Annotated in this window: 15 protein-coding genes and 1 tRNA gene; 10 read left to right on the plus strand and 6 right to left on the minus strand. The window is 71.7% G+C overall.

The window, feature by feature from the left end; translation table 11 throughout:
- Nucleotides 1-83: 83 nt before the first annotated feature.
- Nucleotides 84-527: a fluoride efflux transporter FluC gene (locus IO20_RS0116815; RefSeq protein WP_030553002.1), complete on the plus strand. Its 444-nt coding sequence runs from the start codon at nt 84-86 to the stop codon at nt 525-527.
- Nucleotides 524-877, plus strand: a complete 354-nt coding sequence (crcB, locus tag IO20_RS0116820) for a fluoride efflux transporter CrcB (protein ID WP_030553004.1) — start codon at nt 524-526, stop codon at nt 875-877. The genes IO20_RS0116815 and crcB overlap by 4 nt, the downstream gene beginning before the upstream one ends.
- A 12-nt stretch (nt 878-889) precedes the next feature.
- On the opposite strand, the gene pucL is transcribed toward crcB, so the two are convergent.
- Nucleotides 890-1,807: a factor-independent urate hydroxylase gene (pucL, locus tag IO20_RS0116825; protein WP_030553013.1), complete on the minus strand. Its 918-nt coding sequence runs from the start codon at nt 1,805-1,807 to the stop codon at nt 890-892.
- A gap of 413 nt (nt 1,808-2,220) precedes the next feature.
- On the opposite strand from pucL, the gene kdpF reads away from it, so the two are divergent.
- From kdpF to IO20_RS0116850, 4 genes are read left to right on the plus strand one after another with little or no spacing between them, the layout of a single operon-like run.
- Nucleotides 2,221-2,310: a K(+)-transporting ATPase subunit F gene (gene kdpF / locus IO20_RS38055; RefSeq protein ID WP_033204243.1), complete on the plus strand. Its 90-nt coding sequence runs from the start codon at nt 2,221-2,223 to the stop codon at nt 2,308-2,310.
- Nucleotides 2,311-2,342: 32 nt separating this feature from the next.
- Complete coding sequence (gene kdpA, locus IO20_RS0116840; RefSeq protein ID WP_030553015.1) at nt 2,343-4,022, plus strand: potassium-transporting ATPase subunit KdpA; 1,680 nt, start codon at nt 2,343-2,345, stop codon at nt 4,020-4,022.
- Nucleotides 4,019-6,124: a potassium-transporting ATPase subunit KdpB gene (gene kdpB / locus IO20_RS0116845; protein ID WP_030553017.1), complete on the plus strand. Its 2,106-nt coding sequence runs from the start codon at nt 4,019-4,021 to the stop codon at nt 6,122-6,124. Before kdpA ends, kdpB begins: the two co-directional genes overlap by 4 nt.
- Nucleotides 6,125-6,146: 22 nt before the next feature.
- The gene (locus tag IO20_RS0116850) at nt 6,147-6,818 is read left to right on the plus strand and encodes a potassium-transporting ATPase subunit C (protein ID WP_030553019.1); all 672 of its coding nucleotides are present in this window, start codon (nt 6,147-6,149) and stop codon (nt 6,816-6,818) included.
- A gap of 36 nt (nt 6,819-6,854) precedes the next feature.
- Here the strand turns inward: IO20_RS0116850 and IO20_RS0116855 are convergent, their stop codons facing one another.
- Nucleotides 6,855-8,003 (minus strand): winged helix DNA-binding domain-containing protein, encoded by a 1,149-nt coding sequence (locus tag IO20_RS0116855; RefSeq protein ID WP_030553021.1) that lies wholly within the window; start codon nt 8,001-8,003, stop codon nt 6,855-6,857.
- 130 nt (nt 8,004-8,133) lie between these two features.
- Here IO20_RS0116855 and IO20_RS0116860 point away from each other — a divergent pair, with 130 nt between their 5' ends.
- Nucleotides 8,134-9,471, plus strand: coding sequence for an esterase-like activity of phytase family protein (locus IO20_RS0116860; RefSeq protein WP_030553023.1), 1,338 nt, complete (start codon nt 8,134-8,136; stop codon nt 9,469-9,471).
- 34 nt (nt 9,472-9,505) lie between these two features.
- Here the strand turns inward: IO20_RS0116860 and IO20_RS0116865 are convergent, their stop codons facing one another.
- The 3 genes from IO20_RS0116865 to IO20_RS40735 all read right to left on the minus strand — a co-directional run bounded on the left by IO20_RS0116865 (nt 9,506) and on the right by IO20_RS40735 (nt 11,264).
- Entirely contained in the window at nt 9,506-10,147 is a 642-nt protein-coding gene (locus IO20_RS0116865; protein ID WP_030553026.1) for a hypothetical protein, read from the minus strand.
- A gap of 142 nt (nt 10,148-10,289) precedes the next feature.
- Entirely contained in the window at nt 10,290-10,784 is a 495-nt protein-coding gene (locus IO20_RS37660) for an AMIN-like domain-containing (lipo)protein (protein WP_051874612.1), read from the minus strand.
- Nucleotides 10,785-11,021: 237 nt separating this feature from the next.
- Complete coding sequence (locus IO20_RS40735; RefSeq protein WP_169749535.1) at nt 11,022-11,264, minus strand: hypothetical protein; 243 nt, start codon at nt 11,262-11,264, stop codon at nt 11,022-11,024.
- Between IO20_RS40735 and IO20_RS0116875 the strand changes: the two genes are divergently transcribed.
- Nucleotides 11,257-11,499, plus strand: a complete 243-nt coding sequence (locus IO20_RS0116875) for a hypothetical protein (RefSeq protein WP_211270381.1) — start codon at nt 11,257-11,259, stop codon at nt 11,497-11,499. The two genes, IO20_RS40735 and IO20_RS0116875, sit on opposite strands and share 8 nt — an antisense overlap.
- A gap of 167 nt (nt 11,500-11,666) precedes the next feature.
- Here IO20_RS0116875 and IO20_RS0116880 read toward each other — a convergent pair.
- A tRNA-Arg gene (locus tag IO20_RS0116880) sits at nt 11,667-11,739 on the minus strand.
- 293 nt (nt 11,740-12,032) lie between these two features.
- Here IO20_RS0116880 and IO20_RS0116885 point away from each other — a divergent pair.
- Nucleotides 12,033-13,652, plus strand: a complete 1,620-nt coding sequence (locus IO20_RS0116885; protein WP_211270382.1) for a dynamin family protein — start codon at nt 12,033-12,035, stop codon at nt 13,650-13,652.
- 1 nt (nt 13,653) lies between these two features.
- Entirely contained in the window at nt 13,654-15,519 is a 1,866-nt protein-coding gene (locus tag IO20_RS0116890) for a GTP-binding protein (protein WP_078946111.1), read from the plus strand.
- The last annotated feature ends 119 nt before the right edge of the window (nt 15,520-15,638 follow it).

Genomic DNA, 15,638 nt, shown 5'->3' on the forward strand with positions numbered 1-15,638 from the left:
CACAGGCCGGATCCCGGTTAATGCCCCAGGCCGGGGACCGTGCCTGTGCGCCTCGCCTTGTCCGCGCCTCGTAACCTGTGGGGATGCGACTGCGCGCCGAACCGCCCGTCGTCGGGGCGGTGGCCGCCGGCGGCGCCCTCGGCGCGACCGCCCGCTACGGCGCCGGGCTGCTCTGGCCGACCCCGCACGGCGCCTTCCCGTGGACGACGTTCACGGTGAACGTGACCGGGTGCGCACTTCTCGGCGTGCTGATGGTCCTTCTCACGGAGCGGTCGACCGAGTGGTCGACGGCCGTCCCGCACCCCCTTCTCCGCCCGTTCCTCGGCACCGGATTCTGCGGCGGGTTCACCACCTTCTCGACGTACGGCCTCGAAACGGAGCGGCTGTTGAGCGGGGGCGACCCGACCCGGGGTCTGCTCTACCTGGGCGGGACCGTGGTCACCGCGCTCGCCGCCGTCCTGGCCGGGGTCACCGCCGCCAGGGCCGTGCGTGCGCGGACCGGCCGGGGGCGGGTGGGGCGCGCGTGAACTGGCTGCTCGTCGTCGCGGGGGGCGCCGTCGGCGCGCCCCTGCGCTACCTCGCGGACCGTGCGGCACGGGCCCGGTTCGGACCCGGCTTCCCCTGGGGCACGTTCCTGGTGAACGTGGCCGGCTCCTTCCTGCTCGGGCTGCTCACCGGGGTCGCGTCGGTCCACGTCCACCTGTTGCTCGGCACGGGCCTGTGCGGAGCCCTGACGACGTACTCGACCTTCTCGTACGAGACGCTGAAGCTGTACGAGGACGGGGAGAAGGGGTACGCGGTGCGCAACGTCGCCGCGAGCCTGGCCGCCGGGCTCGGAGCCGTGTGGCTGGGAGTCCGGGCGGCCGGGCTGCTGTGAGCCGGGTACGGCTCAGGCGGTGATCCAGTCGCTGGTCGCGATCACCGGCCGGACGCCGTCGCGGTGGATGGTGCCCTCGATGAGGCCGTACATCCGGTCGGCGGCGAAGTACACCTCGTTGTCGTTCTTCAGGCCGAACGGCTCCAGGTCCACCAGGAAGTGGTGCTTGTTCGGCAGGTTGAGCCGGACCTCGTTGACCGTGGACACGTGGTCGAGGACCCGGTCGGCCATCGCGTGCAGGGTCTGCTGGAGCGAGTAGCTGTACGTCTCCGCGAACGCCTCAAGGAGGTGGCGGCGCACCTTCTCGTAGGAGCGGTCCCAGTCGTGCTCCGCGTCCGCGGCCGCCGAGGCGGAGTTCGCCCAGCGGGCGGTCACCTTGGTGGCCAGGATGCGGTCGTACGCCTCCTTGAGCGTCGTGTACCTGTCCTTGATGAAGCCGTGGAACTCGGAGTTGGTCGAGTTCATCACCGTCAGGTCCTTCAGGCCCGAGAGGACCTGGAGCCCGGTGGTCTCCGAGTACGTGACCTGCGCGGTGCGGACCTCCTGCCCCTTGCGCACGAAGGAGTGCTGCTCCTTGCGCGTCGGGACCGGGATCCGCTCCCAGGCGTACTCCTCGACCCGGATCTGCGCCTCGTGGATCACCGGCTGCGAGGACACGAAGTGCCGGGCGAGGAGGACGGCGAACGCCTCGGGGGAGGCCACGCCGTGCTCCTTGGCGAAGGCGTAGACCGTGTTCTTGGTGGTGTCCGTCGGCAGGCAGTTGCCGTTGTCGCCGGTCAGATGGACATCGCGGTACTCACCGCGCAGCGCCACCGACACGTTCAGGTCGCGGATCTCGTGCCACGCGCCGTCGCCGCCCTTGCGGGTGACCGTGACGATGCGGTTCTCGGCCTTGCCGTACTGGTTCTGGGCCAGGACGTGCTTGCTCATGTGCTGCTCAGCTCCTGCGGGTACGTGGATACGGATATCCCGTACGCCCGGCGTCCAGCTCCCCCGTCGTCCTGAGGGTCGGCTCCCCGCCGTCCGGCCCGTGAACGGCGGACCGCCCCGGGACTGACGAGCATCCCGGTCCGTAGGTTTCGCTCGAAGATATGTCCCCTTCCGGTCACTGGCAATGGGGAGAGCCTCGCGTAGGGGAACCGTCAAGACGGGCATTCGCGGCGTTAGGGGCACGTCAACGGCGGCGGAGAGCGGCTCGGAGAGAGGTTTCCTCATCTCGTCCGAGAATCCGTTCTTCCTTCTTCCTGCATCCGGGAGCTCACGATGGCCGACGTGGCCTTCGTCGTCACCACGGTCGCGGTCTTCGCGCTGGTGGCCTTCATCGCCAAGGGGGTGGCCAAGCTGTGAGCGCCGAGAACATCGTCGGTCTCCTCGTGGCCGCCGCCCTGCTTGGTTATCTCGTCCTCGCCCTCGTCAAGCCCGAGAGGTTCTGACGGTGACATCAGTCGCTTCCGCTCCGGGTGAGATGAGTCCCGTACTTGCCGGCGTGCTCCAGCTGCTGGCGTTGACCGTCGCCCTGGGGCTTTCGTACCGGCCGCTGGGCGACCACATGGCCCGGGTCTACTCCTCGGACAAGCACCTGCGGGTGGAGAAGTGGATCTACAAGGGCATCGGCGCCGACCCGTCGGTGGAGATGCGCTGGCCCGCCTACCTGCGCGGCGTCCTCGCCTTCTCCGCCGTCGGCGTCCTCTTCCTCTACCTGCTCCAGCGGGTGCAGGGCGCGCTGCCCGGCTCGCTCGGCTTCGTGTCGATCGACCCGGACCAGGCGTTCAACACCGCCGCCTCCTTCGTCGCCAACACCAACTGGCAGTCGTACTACGGCGAGCAGGCCATGGGCCACGTCGTGCAGACCGGCGGCCTCGCGGTGCAGAACTTCGTGTCCGCGGCCGTGGGGATCGCGGTCGCGGTCGCCCTCGTACGCGGCTTCGCGAGGTCCCGTACCGGCGAACTGGGCAACTTCTGGGCCGACCTGGTCCGGGGTGTCGTCCGCGTCCTCCTCCCGATCTCCGTCGTGGGCGCGCTGGTGCTCGTGGCCTGCGGCGCCATCCAGAACTTCGCCGGGATCCACGAGGTCGGGCAATTCCTGAATGAGCAGGGCATGGGCGGTTCGCAGCAGTGGAACGGCGGCGCGGTCGCCTCGCAGGAGGTCATCAAGGAGCTGGGCACGAACGGCGGCGGCTACTTCAACGCCAACTCCGCCCACCCCTTCGAGAACCCCGACCCGCTCTCCAACCTCTTCGAGATCTATCTGATCCTGCTCATCCCCTTCGCGCTGACGCGGACCTTCGGCCGGATGGTCGGCTCCCTGCGGCAGGGGTACGCGATCCTCGGCACGATGGCGGCCATCTGGCTCGTCTTCACCGGCCTGATGATGTGGACCGAGTTCGCCGGGAGGGGACCGGCCTTCGAGCTGGCCGGCGGGGCGATGGAGGGCAAGGAGACCCGGTTCGGCATCGGTGCGTCGGCGATCTTCTCGGTCGCCACGACGCTGACCTCCACCGGCGCCGTGAACTCCTTCCACTCCTCGTACACGGGCTTCGGCGGCGGCATCACGATGCTGGGCATGCAGCTGGGCGAGATCGCGCCCGGCGGCGTCGGTTCCGGCCTCTACGGCATGCTGATCATGGCGATCATCGCCGTGTTCATCGCCGGGCTGATGGTCGGCCGCACCCCGGAGTACCTGGGGAAGAAGATCGGCACCCGCCAGATCAAGTTCGCGGCCTGCTACATCCTCGTCACCCCGGCGCTCGTCCTCGGCTTCACCGCCGTCGCCATGGCCCTCGACACCCCGTCGCACTCCATGACGAACTCCGGCGCGCACGGATTCTCCGAGATCCTCTACGCCTACACCTCGGGCGCCAACAACAACGGCTCGGCCTTCGCGGGTCTGAACGCCGACACCCAGTGGTTCAACTCGACGATCGGCATCGCGATGCTGCTCGGCCGGTTCCTGCCCATGGTGTTCGTCCTCGCGCTCGCCGGTTCCCTGGCCGAGCAGACGCCCGTACCGGAGACGGCGGGCACCCTGCGGACCGAGAAGCCGCTTTTCACCGGCCTGCTCGTCGGCACGATCCTCATCATCGCCGGACTCACCTACTTCCCGGCCCTCGCCCTTGGCCCGCTCGCCGAAGGACTCGCAGCATGAGCACCCTCACTCCCACCAGGCCCCCGCAGTCGGGGGCGCCCAGCGGCCGGCCGGCCGGGGGCGGCCGCGTCGGCGGCGGACTGTTCGACCCGAAGCAGCTGGTCAGGTCCTTCCCGGACGCGATCAGGAAGCTCGACCCGAGGGTCATGGTCAAGTCGCCGGTCATGTTCGTGGTGCTGATCGGTTCGGCCGTGACCACGGTCCTCGCCGTCATGAACCCGGGGGACTGGTTCGGCTGGGCGATCACCGCCTGGCTGTGGCTGACCACGGTCTTCGCCAACCTGGCGGAGGCGGTGGCCGAGGGCCGGGGCAAGGCGCAGGCCGACACCCTGCGCAAGGCCAAGACCGACACGGTCGCCCGCAGGATCGACGGCTCGCACGAGGAGCGGGTCCCGGGCACGGAGCTGCGCGTCGGAGACCTGGTGGTCTGCGAGGCCGGCGACGTCATCCCCGGCGACGGTGACGTCGTGGAGGGCGTGGCGTCGGTCGACGAGTCCGCGATCACGGGCGAGTCCGCGCCCGTCATCCGCGAGTCCGGCGGCGACCGGTGCGCGGTGACGGGCGGCACGAAGGTCCTCTCGGACCGGATCGTCGTGAAGATCACGACGAAGCCCGGCGAGACCTTCATCGACCGGATGATCAACCTGGTCGAGGGCGCGGCACGGCAGAAGACACCCAACGAGATCGCGCTCAACATCCTGCTCGCCTCGCTGACGATCGTCTTCCTCCTCGCCGTGGTCACCCTCAAGCCCTTCGCGATCTACGCGGGCGCCGACGAGCAGACCTCGATGATCGTCCTCACCGCGCTCCTCGTGTGTCTGATCCCGACGACGATCGGCGCGCTGCTCTCGGCGATCGGCATCGCCGGCATGGACCGGCTCGTCCAGCGCAACGTCCTCGCGATGTCGGGCCGCGCGGTCGAGGCGGCGGGTGACGTCTCCACCCTGCTGCTCGACAAGACCGGCACGATCACGCTGGGCAACCGGCAGGCGGCGGAGTTCGTCCCGGTGGCGGGGGCGACGGAGGCCGAGCTCGCCGACGCCGCCCAGCTCTCCTCGCTCGCGGACGAGACCCCGGAGGGCCGCTCGATCGTGGTCCTCGCGGGGACCGCGTACGGCGTGAGCGAACGCCGGCAGGGCGAGCTGGTGGGAGCCGAGTGGATCGCGTTCACCGCCCAGACCCGGATGTCGGGCGTGGACGTGGACGGCCGGAAGGTCCGCAAGGGAGCCACCGGCTCGGTCGTGGCCTGGGTGAAGGAGCGCGGCGGCAGCGTCTCCGGGGACGCTGCCGCCCTCACGGACCGGATCTCCCAGGCGGGCGGCACGCCGCTGCTCGTGGCCCTGGAGGACGAGGAGGGCGCCCGGGTCCTCGGCGTCGTCCACCTGAAGGACGTGGTGAAGGAGGGCATGCGGGAACGGTTCGACGAACTGCGCCGCATGGGCATCCGTACGGTCATGATCACGGGCGACAACCCGCTGACCGCGAAGGCCATCGCCGAGGAGGCGGGAGTCGACGACTTCCTCGCCGAGGCGACGCCCGAGGACAAGATGGCGCTCATCAAGCGCGAGCAGGCGGGCGGGAAGCTCGTCGCCATGACCGGCGACGGCACGAACGACGCCCCCGCGCTCGCCCAGGCGGACGTCGGCGTGGCCATGAACACCGGGACGTCGGCCGCGAAGGAGGCCGGCAACATGGTCGACCTCGACTCCGACCCGACGAAACTCATCGAGATCGTCGAGATCGGCAAGCAACTCCTCATCACGCGAGGCGCGTTGACGACGTTCTCGATCGCCAACGACGTCGCGAAGTACTTCGCGATCATCCCCGCCATGTTCGCGGTGGCGTACCCGAGCCTGGACAGGCTCAACATCATGGGCCTGGCCTCGCCCGAGTCCGCGATCCTGTCGGCCGTGATCTTCAACGCGCTGATCATCGTCGCCCTGGTCCCGCTGGCGCTGAAGGGAGTCCGCTACCGGCCGGCGAGCGCCGACTCGATGCTCCGCCGCAACCTCGGGATCTACGGACTCGGCGGCCTCATCGCCCCGTTCGTCGGCATCAAGCTCATCGACCTCCTTCTCTCCACGATCCCCGGGCTGCACTAGTCAGAAAGCGTGTCGATCCAGGATGAACAACTCAGCAGCGAACACCGGACGGGTCCTCTGGGCGGGACTGCGCGCCCTCCTCGTCCTCACCGTCGTGTGCGGCGTGCTCTACCCGCTCGCCGTCACCGGCATCGCCCAAGCGGCCCTCCCGTGGCGGGCGAACGGCTCAGAGGTCAAGGACGCGAGCGGGACGACCGTCGGCTCCGCGCTCATCGGCCAGACGTACCTGACCGACGGCAAGCCGGACCCGCGCTGGTTCCAGCCCCGCCCCTCCAACGGCCTCGGGACCAACAGCGTCAACACCCGGTACCGGCTGATCCTGTCCGGCGCCACCAACCGCTCGGGCGACAACGCCGACCTGATCCAGTGGGTCGAGGCCGCGAAGGCGGCCGTGATCAGGGACAACTCCGTGAACGGCCACACGGTGAAGCCCTCGGACGTGCCCGCCGACGCGGTCACCTCCTCCGGCTCGGGCCTGGACCCGCACATCTCCCCGGCGTACGCGAAGCTCCAGGCGCACCGGGTCGCGGCCAGGAACCACCTGCCCGTCACGGAGGTCGACAGGCTGATCGCCGCCCACACGGACGACCGCGTCCTCGGCTTCATCGGCGAACCCCGCGTCAACGTCCTCCAGCTCAACATCGCGCTGCGGGACGCGGTGGAGGGGCGGGACGTGGTGGAGGGGCGGGGCTGAGCGGTACGGGGTGACCTGCCGTGTCGAGGCCCCGCGTCAGGCGGCCGGGAGGATCCGGGTCTCGACGCCCGGCAGGCCCTTGGCCCACCAGTGGTCGTAGCGGGCGTAGACCCGGGGGTCCCGCGCGGTGAGGAAGCCGCCCAGGGCGCCGGCCTCGACCGCGAGGCCGTCCCAGGCCCCGGCGGACAGCGGGTGGAAGGCCGAGGCCTCGATGCCGCCCACGACCGGCCGCCAGACCCCGGCGACGTACCCGTCGACGAGGAGCGTCGGCAGGGTGTCGCCGTTCACACGGATGACGTGCTTGCGGTACGGGGGCGGGATGACGCGGCTCCGGTCCGCGTAGGCCAGCAGCACGCTGTCCCACATGGCCATGAGCCGGGGCGGCGCGGGGACCCCCTCGTCGGGCCGTGGCGCGCCGGGCACGTCGTACAGCACCGTCCCTTCGGGCCCCTCCAGCCGTTCCAGCTCCCCGTCGAGAGCGGCCACCGCCGCGCGCACCCTGCCCCGGGGCGCCATGGTGAACTGCGCCATGTCGGGGACGGACGCCGGACCGAAGCCCTCCAGGTAGCGCCGGATCAGGGTGGTGAGCCCCGTGTGCGCCGCCTCCGGGTCGGCGAGCACCGGCGGCGTGCTCGCCGTCACGAACGCCTGCGCCGCCCCGAACGACCACGGCGGCCCCGTCGGCGCGTGCCACAACGGCGCGTACTGGCGCATCATCCGCCACACCACGGCCTCCACCGGCCCGCCGCGCGCCGCCTCCAGGCGGGCCCGCAGCTGGGCCCCGGTCCGCGCCTCCCCGGCGTACGCCAGCAGGTCGGGCAGCAGCTCGTCGGCGTCGGCCGCCGTGAACCCCGCCGCCTTGAAGCGCGGATCGTGCAGCCGTGAACCGCGCAGCGTCGGCTCCATGCCCTCCCGGAAGGCCCGCCAGTCCTCGGCGTGCACCAGGTGGAGGGTGAGCCGCATCAGGGTCGACCGGACCACCTCGTAACCGGCCACGGCGCCGTCGAGCTCCTCCGGCTCGAAGCCGGCGAGCCGGTTCCAGAGCGCGACGTACGGCGAACCCGGCTGCTGCGCCTGCAGCGCCACCACCCGCCGAACGGCCTCCTCGACGCCGACCGGAACCCGGTCGAGGAGCAACTGCCGGGCGAGGGTGGCGCGGTTGAGCCCGCGCGCGGTGATCACCATGATCCGATTATCCCTGCGCGTTCACCCAGGGCTCATGCCGTCGTCGGGAGTCCGACGCTCGCCGTTGTGGCCGGAAACGGACCATGAGGCGCCTCCACGGGTGGCATTCCACGTGTTCAAGGGAGTTCAGATGAATCCGCGCCTCCTCCGCAGGCCCGCCGTCGTGGCCCTGCCCCTGACCACCGCGCTCGCGCTCTCGGTGGTCATGGGCACGGCCGAGGCGGAGCCCGCGCGGCACGGCTCGCCCGCCCGGGTCCTCTCCACCTCGACCCTGCCCGACATCCCGCTGGCCGCCTTCAGCAACGGCCTGCTGCCCGGCAGCGTCGACGACGACCGGGACGTCGACCTGGGAGGCATCGGCAGCGACCTGTACCCGGCCGAACGGCGCGGCGAGTACTGGACGGTCACCGACCGCGGCCCCAACGGCCAGATAGCCGTCGGCAAGGACAAGCGGCGCACGTTCCCCGTGCCCGGCTTCGACCCGGCCATCGTGAAGGTCCGCGCCGTCGGCGACCGCGTCGAGGTCCTGAGGTCCATCCCGCTCACCACCGCCTCCGGCGCCCCCGTCACCGGCCTCCCGAACCAGCAGGGCCGCGACGAGGCCCCGTACACGTACGACGCCTCGACCCCGCTCCCGTACAACCCGAACGGTCTCGACACCGAGGGCGTCGTGCGGGACAAGGACGGCGGCTTCTGGCTGGTCGACGAGTACGGCCCCTCGCTCGTGCACGTCTCCGCGAAGGGCCGCGTCCTCGCACGCCACGTCCCCGAGGGCCTGAACCTGACCGGCGCGGACTACCCCGTCATCGAGTCCCTGCCGTCGGTCTTCCTCAAGCGCAAGACCAACCGCGGCTTCGAGGGCCTCGCCCTGCTGCCCGACGGCGACCTGGTCATGGCCCTGCAGAGCCCGCTGCTCAACCCCGACAAGGCCTCCGGCGAGGACTCCCGTACGACGAGGCTGCTGCGCTTCTCGACGCGCGAGAACCGGGTCACGGCCGAGTACGCGTACCGCTTCGACCCGGTCGGCGTCGTCGAGCCCGGCCAGACGAAGACCTCCGAGCTGAAGATCTCCTCCGTGGTCGCGCTCGGCGGCGACCGCCTCCTCGTCCAGGAGCGCACCGACAAGGCCTCCCGCCTGTACGAGGTACGCCTCCGCCGCGGCTCCGACATCCTCGGCTCGCGCTGGGACACGACGGCGGCCCCCACTCTGGAGCAACTCGACGACGTGACCGCCGCCGACGCGCCGGTCCTCGGCAAGCGCCTGGTGGTCGACCTGAACACGGTCGAGGGCGTCCCCGGCAAGATCGAGGGCGTCGCCGTCGAAGGCTCGTCGACGCTCGTCCTCCTCAACGACAACGACTTCGGCATGACGGACGGGCCGCAGGCCTTCGACGCGAACGGCCGCCTGGTCGACAGCGACGTGGACACCACCCTGGTCCGCGTGAGGCTGCCCCGCCCGGTCCGCTGAGTACGGACTGAGTACGGAGCCGGGCTCGTGAGGCTCAGGCGGCCCGCGACGCCCCCAGCCCCCGCAGCTCCCGTTCCGCGTCCTTGGACAGGCTGACGCGGACGAGGGCGGCGGCCAGCGGGGCCACGTCCTGGGGCGGGACGTGTCGGGCGAGCCCGGCCGGGGTGTGGGGCAGACCCAGGCCGGCCGCGGTCGCGCAGGAGCGCTCGTCGAAGAAGGGACGCAGTTCCGGCCAGACGGCCTGGACCTCCCGGCAGAAGATGTCGGCACCGACGGGACCGATCCGGGGCACCTCCCGCAGCAGCCCGCGCAGCTCATCGACGTCACCGCCCGCCCGCTCACGGAGCAGACGCAGATCTCCGTGGTACCGGTCGAGGACCAGCTCGGCCCCCTCCCCGAGGGCGGTCGCGGTGCTCTCGTCGTACCGCACGTAATGGGCCCGCCCGAGCGCGTCCACGCGCTGCTGCCAGGAGGCGTCCAGCATGGCCCGGGGCGTCCGGAACCCGGCGGAGAACAGCTGCCGGGCGGCGGCGGTGGCGATGTCGGCCCGGATCCGGACCGAGCACAGCACGGTGAGCACGAGCAGCTGGTAGAGCGGCGAGGGCTTGTCGCGCAGCCGGATCCCGGCCTCTTCGGCGTAGGTGCGCCCGTGCTCGCGCAGGAGCCGGCCGATCATGCTGGCACTGTCCACCGAGCACCCCTCTCCTTCTCCGGCCTCCGGCCTCCGACGTGCGGCGAGTACCCGGAGGACGCCCGGGAACACGCCCGGCCGCCGGTGGAAACCGGCGGCCGGGTGAGTGAGGGTTCGAGGGCGCGGGTCAGTGGTTGACGTCGACCACGATCCGGTTGGGCGCCGTCAGCTTGAAGACCTTGTAGGAGGAGTGCGCCCCGAGGGCGAGGCCGAAGGTGTTGCTGTCCTCGAAGCTGTAGACGAGCGCCTGGCCCTTGAGGCTCGGGAAGGCGAAGGTCTGCGACCGCGGGCTCGTGTAGGTGGACTGGTAATTGCCGTCGAAGGCCTCGGCCGGCATCAGCGTGACCTTGAGGTAGGAGTCACCCTGGATGGGCACCTGGGTCTGCGACCCCTCCTCGCCCCAGTAGAGCGGGGTGGTCTGGACGCTGGTGGTCCACCCCGGGACGGTGCCTTCGCCGAGGTCGATGACGAACCGGTCGAAGGTGGGGTGGGTGGCCGCGCGAACGCCGAGTATGCAGATGTCGGCGCAGGTGGGAGAGGTCACGGCGACGGCGGGTGTCTGGGTGAGCAGGGTGACCCCGAGCGCTGAGGCCGTCAGGGCGGCGAGTGCGGTCTTGCGCATGCGAACTCCTGGAAAGTGATGAAGTAAGTGAAGTGCCGACGACAAATCAATAAAGCTGCGGGTAACCCGATTTCAGCGCCACGCGCCGACGAGATCGCGCCCCGACCAGGCCGTTTCGGGCCTGGAGCCGCGTGACCGTAGCAAGGATCAGGACACCTCGGGCCGCCGCGAACAGTAGTTGGCCGGTTTTCGCCTAGGCGTGTCCGTCTGCGACCGGAGAAACGGGTCGCTTCGGGATCACGCGCGTGATGCGGGCGAGTCCAGACGAACAGGGACGAGTACGGGCGAGTCGCCGTATGGCTGCGCGACTCCTTCGCCCCGGCGCCGAACCTCCCGGTCGGTGGCCAGGTTCTTGCCGACCTGCTGGGGGACGACATCGTCCAGGGTGTGGGAGAGCGGGACGGCCACGGTCGGCTTGCGCTTGCCGAGCTGCTGTTCGGCCGCGATCGCGTGGCGGCGGGCTCGAAAGGACGTGCTCACTCCGTACGAATTCGGGACACCGCTCGGTCGCCGCGTAGACGACCTCCGGCATACCCGCCTGACGAACTGGCTCCACGCCGGCGTCCCGGCCGCGACCGTGGCCGAGTGGGCGGGCGACAGCGTCCCCGTGCTCCTGACCGCGTACGCCCGGTGCATCGACGGGCAGCTCGACGACCTGAAGCGACGGATCGAGAGGGCGGGGAAGCTGTCGGACCCAGCCGCGGCCAGGGGCTGAAAACTTCTCCGCGTATTCTCCGCAGCCACCCGCAGAAACCCGGAAGCAGCCGGACACCGCCGGACGTGCCCCGACGCCATCAGGGGTGCGTCCGGCCCCTCCGCCGCTCACCGGGAACCACGCCTGACCAGCAAAAAGGACCCTCCCGAAGGAGGGTCCTGATGGTGTGCCCCCGGCAGGACTCGAACCTGCGGCCAAGTGCTTAGAAGGCACCTGCTCTATCCACTGAGCTACGGGGGCCGGGTGGTGACTGTGTGGCCGGGAACCCCTTGTGGGTGGGGTGTGGCCTGCCGGGACAAGGATAGGGCTCCGATCGCCTTGGCCCGGTTGCTTCACCTGCGTGGCACGATGTGGAGGTTCGGTGAAGCGGAACGATAATCGCAGGCAGGTGCGATTCGCGCAGCGCTTTTGGCGCCGCTCGGGGCGGGTGTTGTGCACTCGTTATGCCTGAGGTTCCGGCCACCGCTCCTCTCTTCGGCGCGCAGGGCCCTAATAGGCTTCAAAAACACTCATAAATTGGGCATTCTTCGCATGTGGTGACCTTGGACGAACGGCCTCAGCTGATCGACGCACTCTCCGCCCTGCGCGACCGTGTCGCCGCCGTGCGTCTCCCCCTGCCCCTCCCCGACACACCACGCGCCCGGCAGACCAGGGCCGAGCTGCTCGCCCAGCTCGACGACTACCTGGTGCCACGGCTGAAAGATCCCGACGCCCCGCTCCTCGCCGTCGTCGGCGGCTCCACCGGAGCCGGCAAGTCCACGCTCGTCAACTCCCTGGTCGGACGCCGCGTCAGCGAGTCGGGCGTGCTCCGCCCCACCACCCGGACGCCCGTGCTCGTCTGCCACCCCGAGGACCACCACTGGTTCGCCGGAATGCGGGTCCTCCCGCAGCTCACCCGCGTCTGGCTGCCCCAGGCCGACGAGGACCACCCCGCCGACGAGGCGACCCTCGAGGAGAACGCCCTGCGCGTCGAGACGGCCGCGTCCGTCCCCCGGGGGCTCGCCCTCCTCGACGCGCCCGACATCGACTCGCTCGTCGTCGAGAACCGGCTCCTCGCCGCCGAGTTGATCTGCGCCGCCGACATCTGGGTGATGGTCACCACCGCCTCCCGCTACGCCGATGCCGTGCCCTGGCATCTGCTCCGTACCGCCAAGGAGTACGACGCCACCCTCGTCACCGTCCTCGACCGCGTCCCCCACCAGGTCATCGGCGAGGTCTCCCGGCAGTTCGAGGCCCTGCTCGACAAGGCAGGCCTCGGCGACGTGCCCCGCTTCACCGTCCCCGAGCTGCCCGAATCCGCCGACGGCGGCAGCGGGCTGCTGCCCGACAGCGCCGTCGCCGCGCTCCGCGGCTGGCTCGCCCACCGCGCCGAGGACCCGGCCGCCCGGCAGCAGGCCGCCGACCGGACCGCCACCGGCGTGATCGACTCCCTCGACGCCCGGCTCCCCGAGCTGGCCGCCGCGGTCGCCGCGCAGTACGCCGCGGCCGGCCGCCTCGGCGGCGCCGTCGAGTCCGCGTACGGCGAGCAGGGCAAGCGGGTACGCGAGCAGCTCGGCCGCGGCGCCGTCCTCGCCGGAGACGCCCGTACCCGCTGGCGCGGCTACCCCCGCGACAGCACCGCCGACGAACTCCTCGACGCCCTCACCGAATCCCTCGCCGCCCTCCTCCACTGCGCGGTCTCCGCCGCCGAGGAACGCGTCCGCGACGCCTGGCGCCGCGAACCCGCCGCCGACGCCCTCGGTCCCCTGCGGACCGGCGGCGACCGCGACACGGGCGAACGGATCGGCGTGGAGGTACGGCGCTGGCGCCGCGTACTCGAAGAACTGGCGGAGGAAGAGGTACGCGGGGTGGAGCGCCCCTCCACCTCCCGTACGGCCGCCCCCGAGGCCGACACCGTCGCCGCCCTCCTCGCCGCCGCCCTCCTCGGCGGCCGGCGCACCCGGGCCGCGGGCGAACGCCTCGCCGAACTCCTCGGCGCCCAGGCCGCCCTGCGCCTGCGCGACAAGGGCGGCGAACTGGTCCTCTCGTACGTCGACCGTGTCCTGCACGCCGAACGCGACCGGCGCCTCGCGCCCCTCGAAGCGCTCGACGTGACCCCCGAGCCGCAGGCGGAGCTCATCGCCGCGCTCTCCGTACTGCAGAAGGAGAAGTGACGTGGCGGATGGCCGTGACCATGACCGCGACCGTGCCCTTGACCACCCAAACCCCGACCCACAGAACCCCGACCGTGACCGCGAACGCTGGGACGACGGGCTGATCGCCCGGCGCGCGAGCGAGCGGGCGGCCGCCGTCGTCGCGGTCGGCGGTGACACGCGCCCCGGCGGTGACCAACCGGAGGAGGACACGCTGCCGCCCCTCGGCGGGAGCTACGGCGGCCCCCTCCGCACCCGCCTCGACGCGCTCCACGAACTCGTCGGGCTCTCCCGTACGCGCGTCGAGAGCGAGGCCCTCGCCGAGGCCGGGCGCGTGCTCGACGAGGCCGCCGCCCGGCAGCGGCTCTCCTCCCGGCACACCGTGATCGCCATCGCCGGCGCCACCGGCAGCGGAAAGTCCACGCTCTTCAACGCCCTCGCCGGCGTGCCCGTGTCGGAGACCGGCCTGCGCCGCCCCACCACCTCCGCGCCCATCGCGCTCAGCTGGTCCGAGGGCGCCGCCGGGCTGCTCGACCGGCTCGCCGTCCCCAGCAGGCTGCGCCGCAGACCCCTCGCAGGCGGCGCCGCCGACACCGAACTCCAGGGGCTCGTCCTCATCGACCTGCCCGACCACGACTCGGCGGTCACCGCCCACCGCGACCAGGTCGACCGGGTCCTCGGACTCGTGGACGCCGTCATCTGGGTCGTCGACCCGGAGAAGTACGCGGACGCCGCCCTCCATGAGCGCTACCTCCGGCCCCTCGCCGGGCACGCCGAGGTCACCTTCGTCGTCCTCAACCAGATCGACCGGCTCGGCACCGAGGCCGCCGACCTCGTCCTCGACGACCTGCGCCGGCTCCTCGACGAGGACGGCATGGCCCTCGGCGAGCACGGCGAACCCGGTGCCACCGTCCTCTCCGTCTCCGCGCTGACCGGCGAGGGCGTACCCGAACTGCGCGAGATGGTCGCCGGGTTCGTCCAGGAACGCACCGCCCCCGAACGCCGGCTCGCCGCCGACGTGGACGCCGCAGCGGCCCGGCTGCGCCCCGCCTACCTCGCCGACGGAAGGCCCGGCCTCGACGAACGCGCCAGGGACGCCTTCACGGACCGGCTCGCGGCCGCCGTCGGCGCCCAGGCCGCGGGCGAGGCCGCCGAGCGGGTCTGGCGCCGGGGCGCCATCCGCGCCTGCGGCACCCCCTGGCTGCGGCTCTACCGCTGGTACGAGCGGCTGCGCGCCCACGGTTCCACCGACCCGCGCCTGACCTCTCCCGTCGAGGAGGAACTGACGGCGCGGCAGCGCGTGGAGCAGGCGGTACGGGCCGTCGCCGACGAGGCCTCGCGCGGGCTCCCGGCACCCTGGGCACAGGCGGTGCGCGAGGCGGCGACCCGTGGGGCGGAGGGGCTGCCCGAGGCGCTGGACGAGCTGACGGTCTCCATCGGCGACCCGGCGGCCCGCCCGCCGCGGCCCGCCTGGTGGCCCGCCGCCGTCCTCGCACAGGTGGTGATGACGTTTCTGCAGATCTTCGGCGCGGTGTGGCTGGTGGGGCAGATCGTCGGCGTCGTCGAGCCGGGGCTGCTGCCGCCGGTCCTCGTGATGCTCGGCGGCATCGTCGGCGGACCGCTCGTCGAATGGGCCTGCGAGGGAGCCGTGAAGGGCCCGGCGCGCCGGTACGGGCAGGAGGCCGAGCGGCGCCTGCGGGAGGCGGCGGCGGCCTGCGGCAGGGCCCGGGTTCTCGACCCGGTGGCGGCGGAACTGATGCGCTACCGGGAGGTGCGCGAGCAGTACGCGACGGTGGCGGGTTCGCGCGCCTCGGCACGGATCGTCGGCGGACTCCGCTCCGGTACGAGCCGGCTGGGCGCGACCCGGGCGGGGGTACGGGGGAGGTAGCCGCGCGCGGCACATCGCGAGGACGCGGTACTCCCTCCGTTTGCCCCTTCGGGGTGGGGGAGTTGTCCACATCCGTTCCGTCGTCCACAGGTCCCGGCGGGATCTTCCGGACGGTCCGA

The organism is Streptomyces exfoliatus, assembly GCF_000725545.1.
GTDB lineage: Bacteria > Actinomycetota > Actinomycetes > Streptomycetales > Streptomycetaceae > Streptomyces > Streptomyces exfoliatus.

Excerpts from the sequence above, each read along its gene's own strand:
- IO20_RS0116815 (WP_030553002.1), top strand. The coding sequence starts at position 84 with ATGCGACTGCGCGCCGAACCGCCCGTCGTCGGGGCGGTGGCCGCCGGC.
- pucL (WP_030553013.1), bottom strand. The coding sequence starts at position 1,807 with ATGAGCAAGCACGTCCTGGCCCAGAACCAGTACGGCAAGGCCGAGAAC.
- kdpA (WP_030553015.1), top strand. The coding sequence starts at position 2,343 with ATGAGTCCCGTACTTGCCGGCGTGCTCCAGCTGCTGGCGTTGACCGTC.
- kdpB (WP_030553017.1), top strand. The coding sequence starts at position 4,019 with ATGAGCACCCTCACTCCCACCAGGCCCCCGCAGTCGGGGGCGCCCAGC.
- IO20_RS0116850 (WP_030553019.1), top strand. The coding sequence starts at position 6,147 with ATGAACAACTCAGCAGCGAACACCGGACGGGTCCTCTGGGCGGGACTG.
- IO20_RS0116855 (WP_030553021.1), bottom strand. The coding sequence starts at position 8,003 with ATGGTGATCACCGCGCGCGGGCTCAACCGCGCCACCCTCGCCCGGCAG.
- IO20_RS0116860 (WP_030553023.1), top strand. The coding sequence starts at position 8,134 with ATGAATCCGCGCCTCCTCCGCAGGCCCGCCGTCGTGGCCCTGCCCCTG.
- IO20_RS0116865 (WP_030553026.1), bottom strand. The coding sequence starts at position 10,147 with ATGATCGGCCGGCTCCTGCGCGAGCACGGGCGCACCTACGCCGAAGAG.
- IO20_RS37660 (WP_051874612.1), bottom strand. The coding sequence starts at position 10,784 with ATGCGCAAGACCGCACTCGCCGCCCTGACGGCCTCAGCGCTCGGGGTC.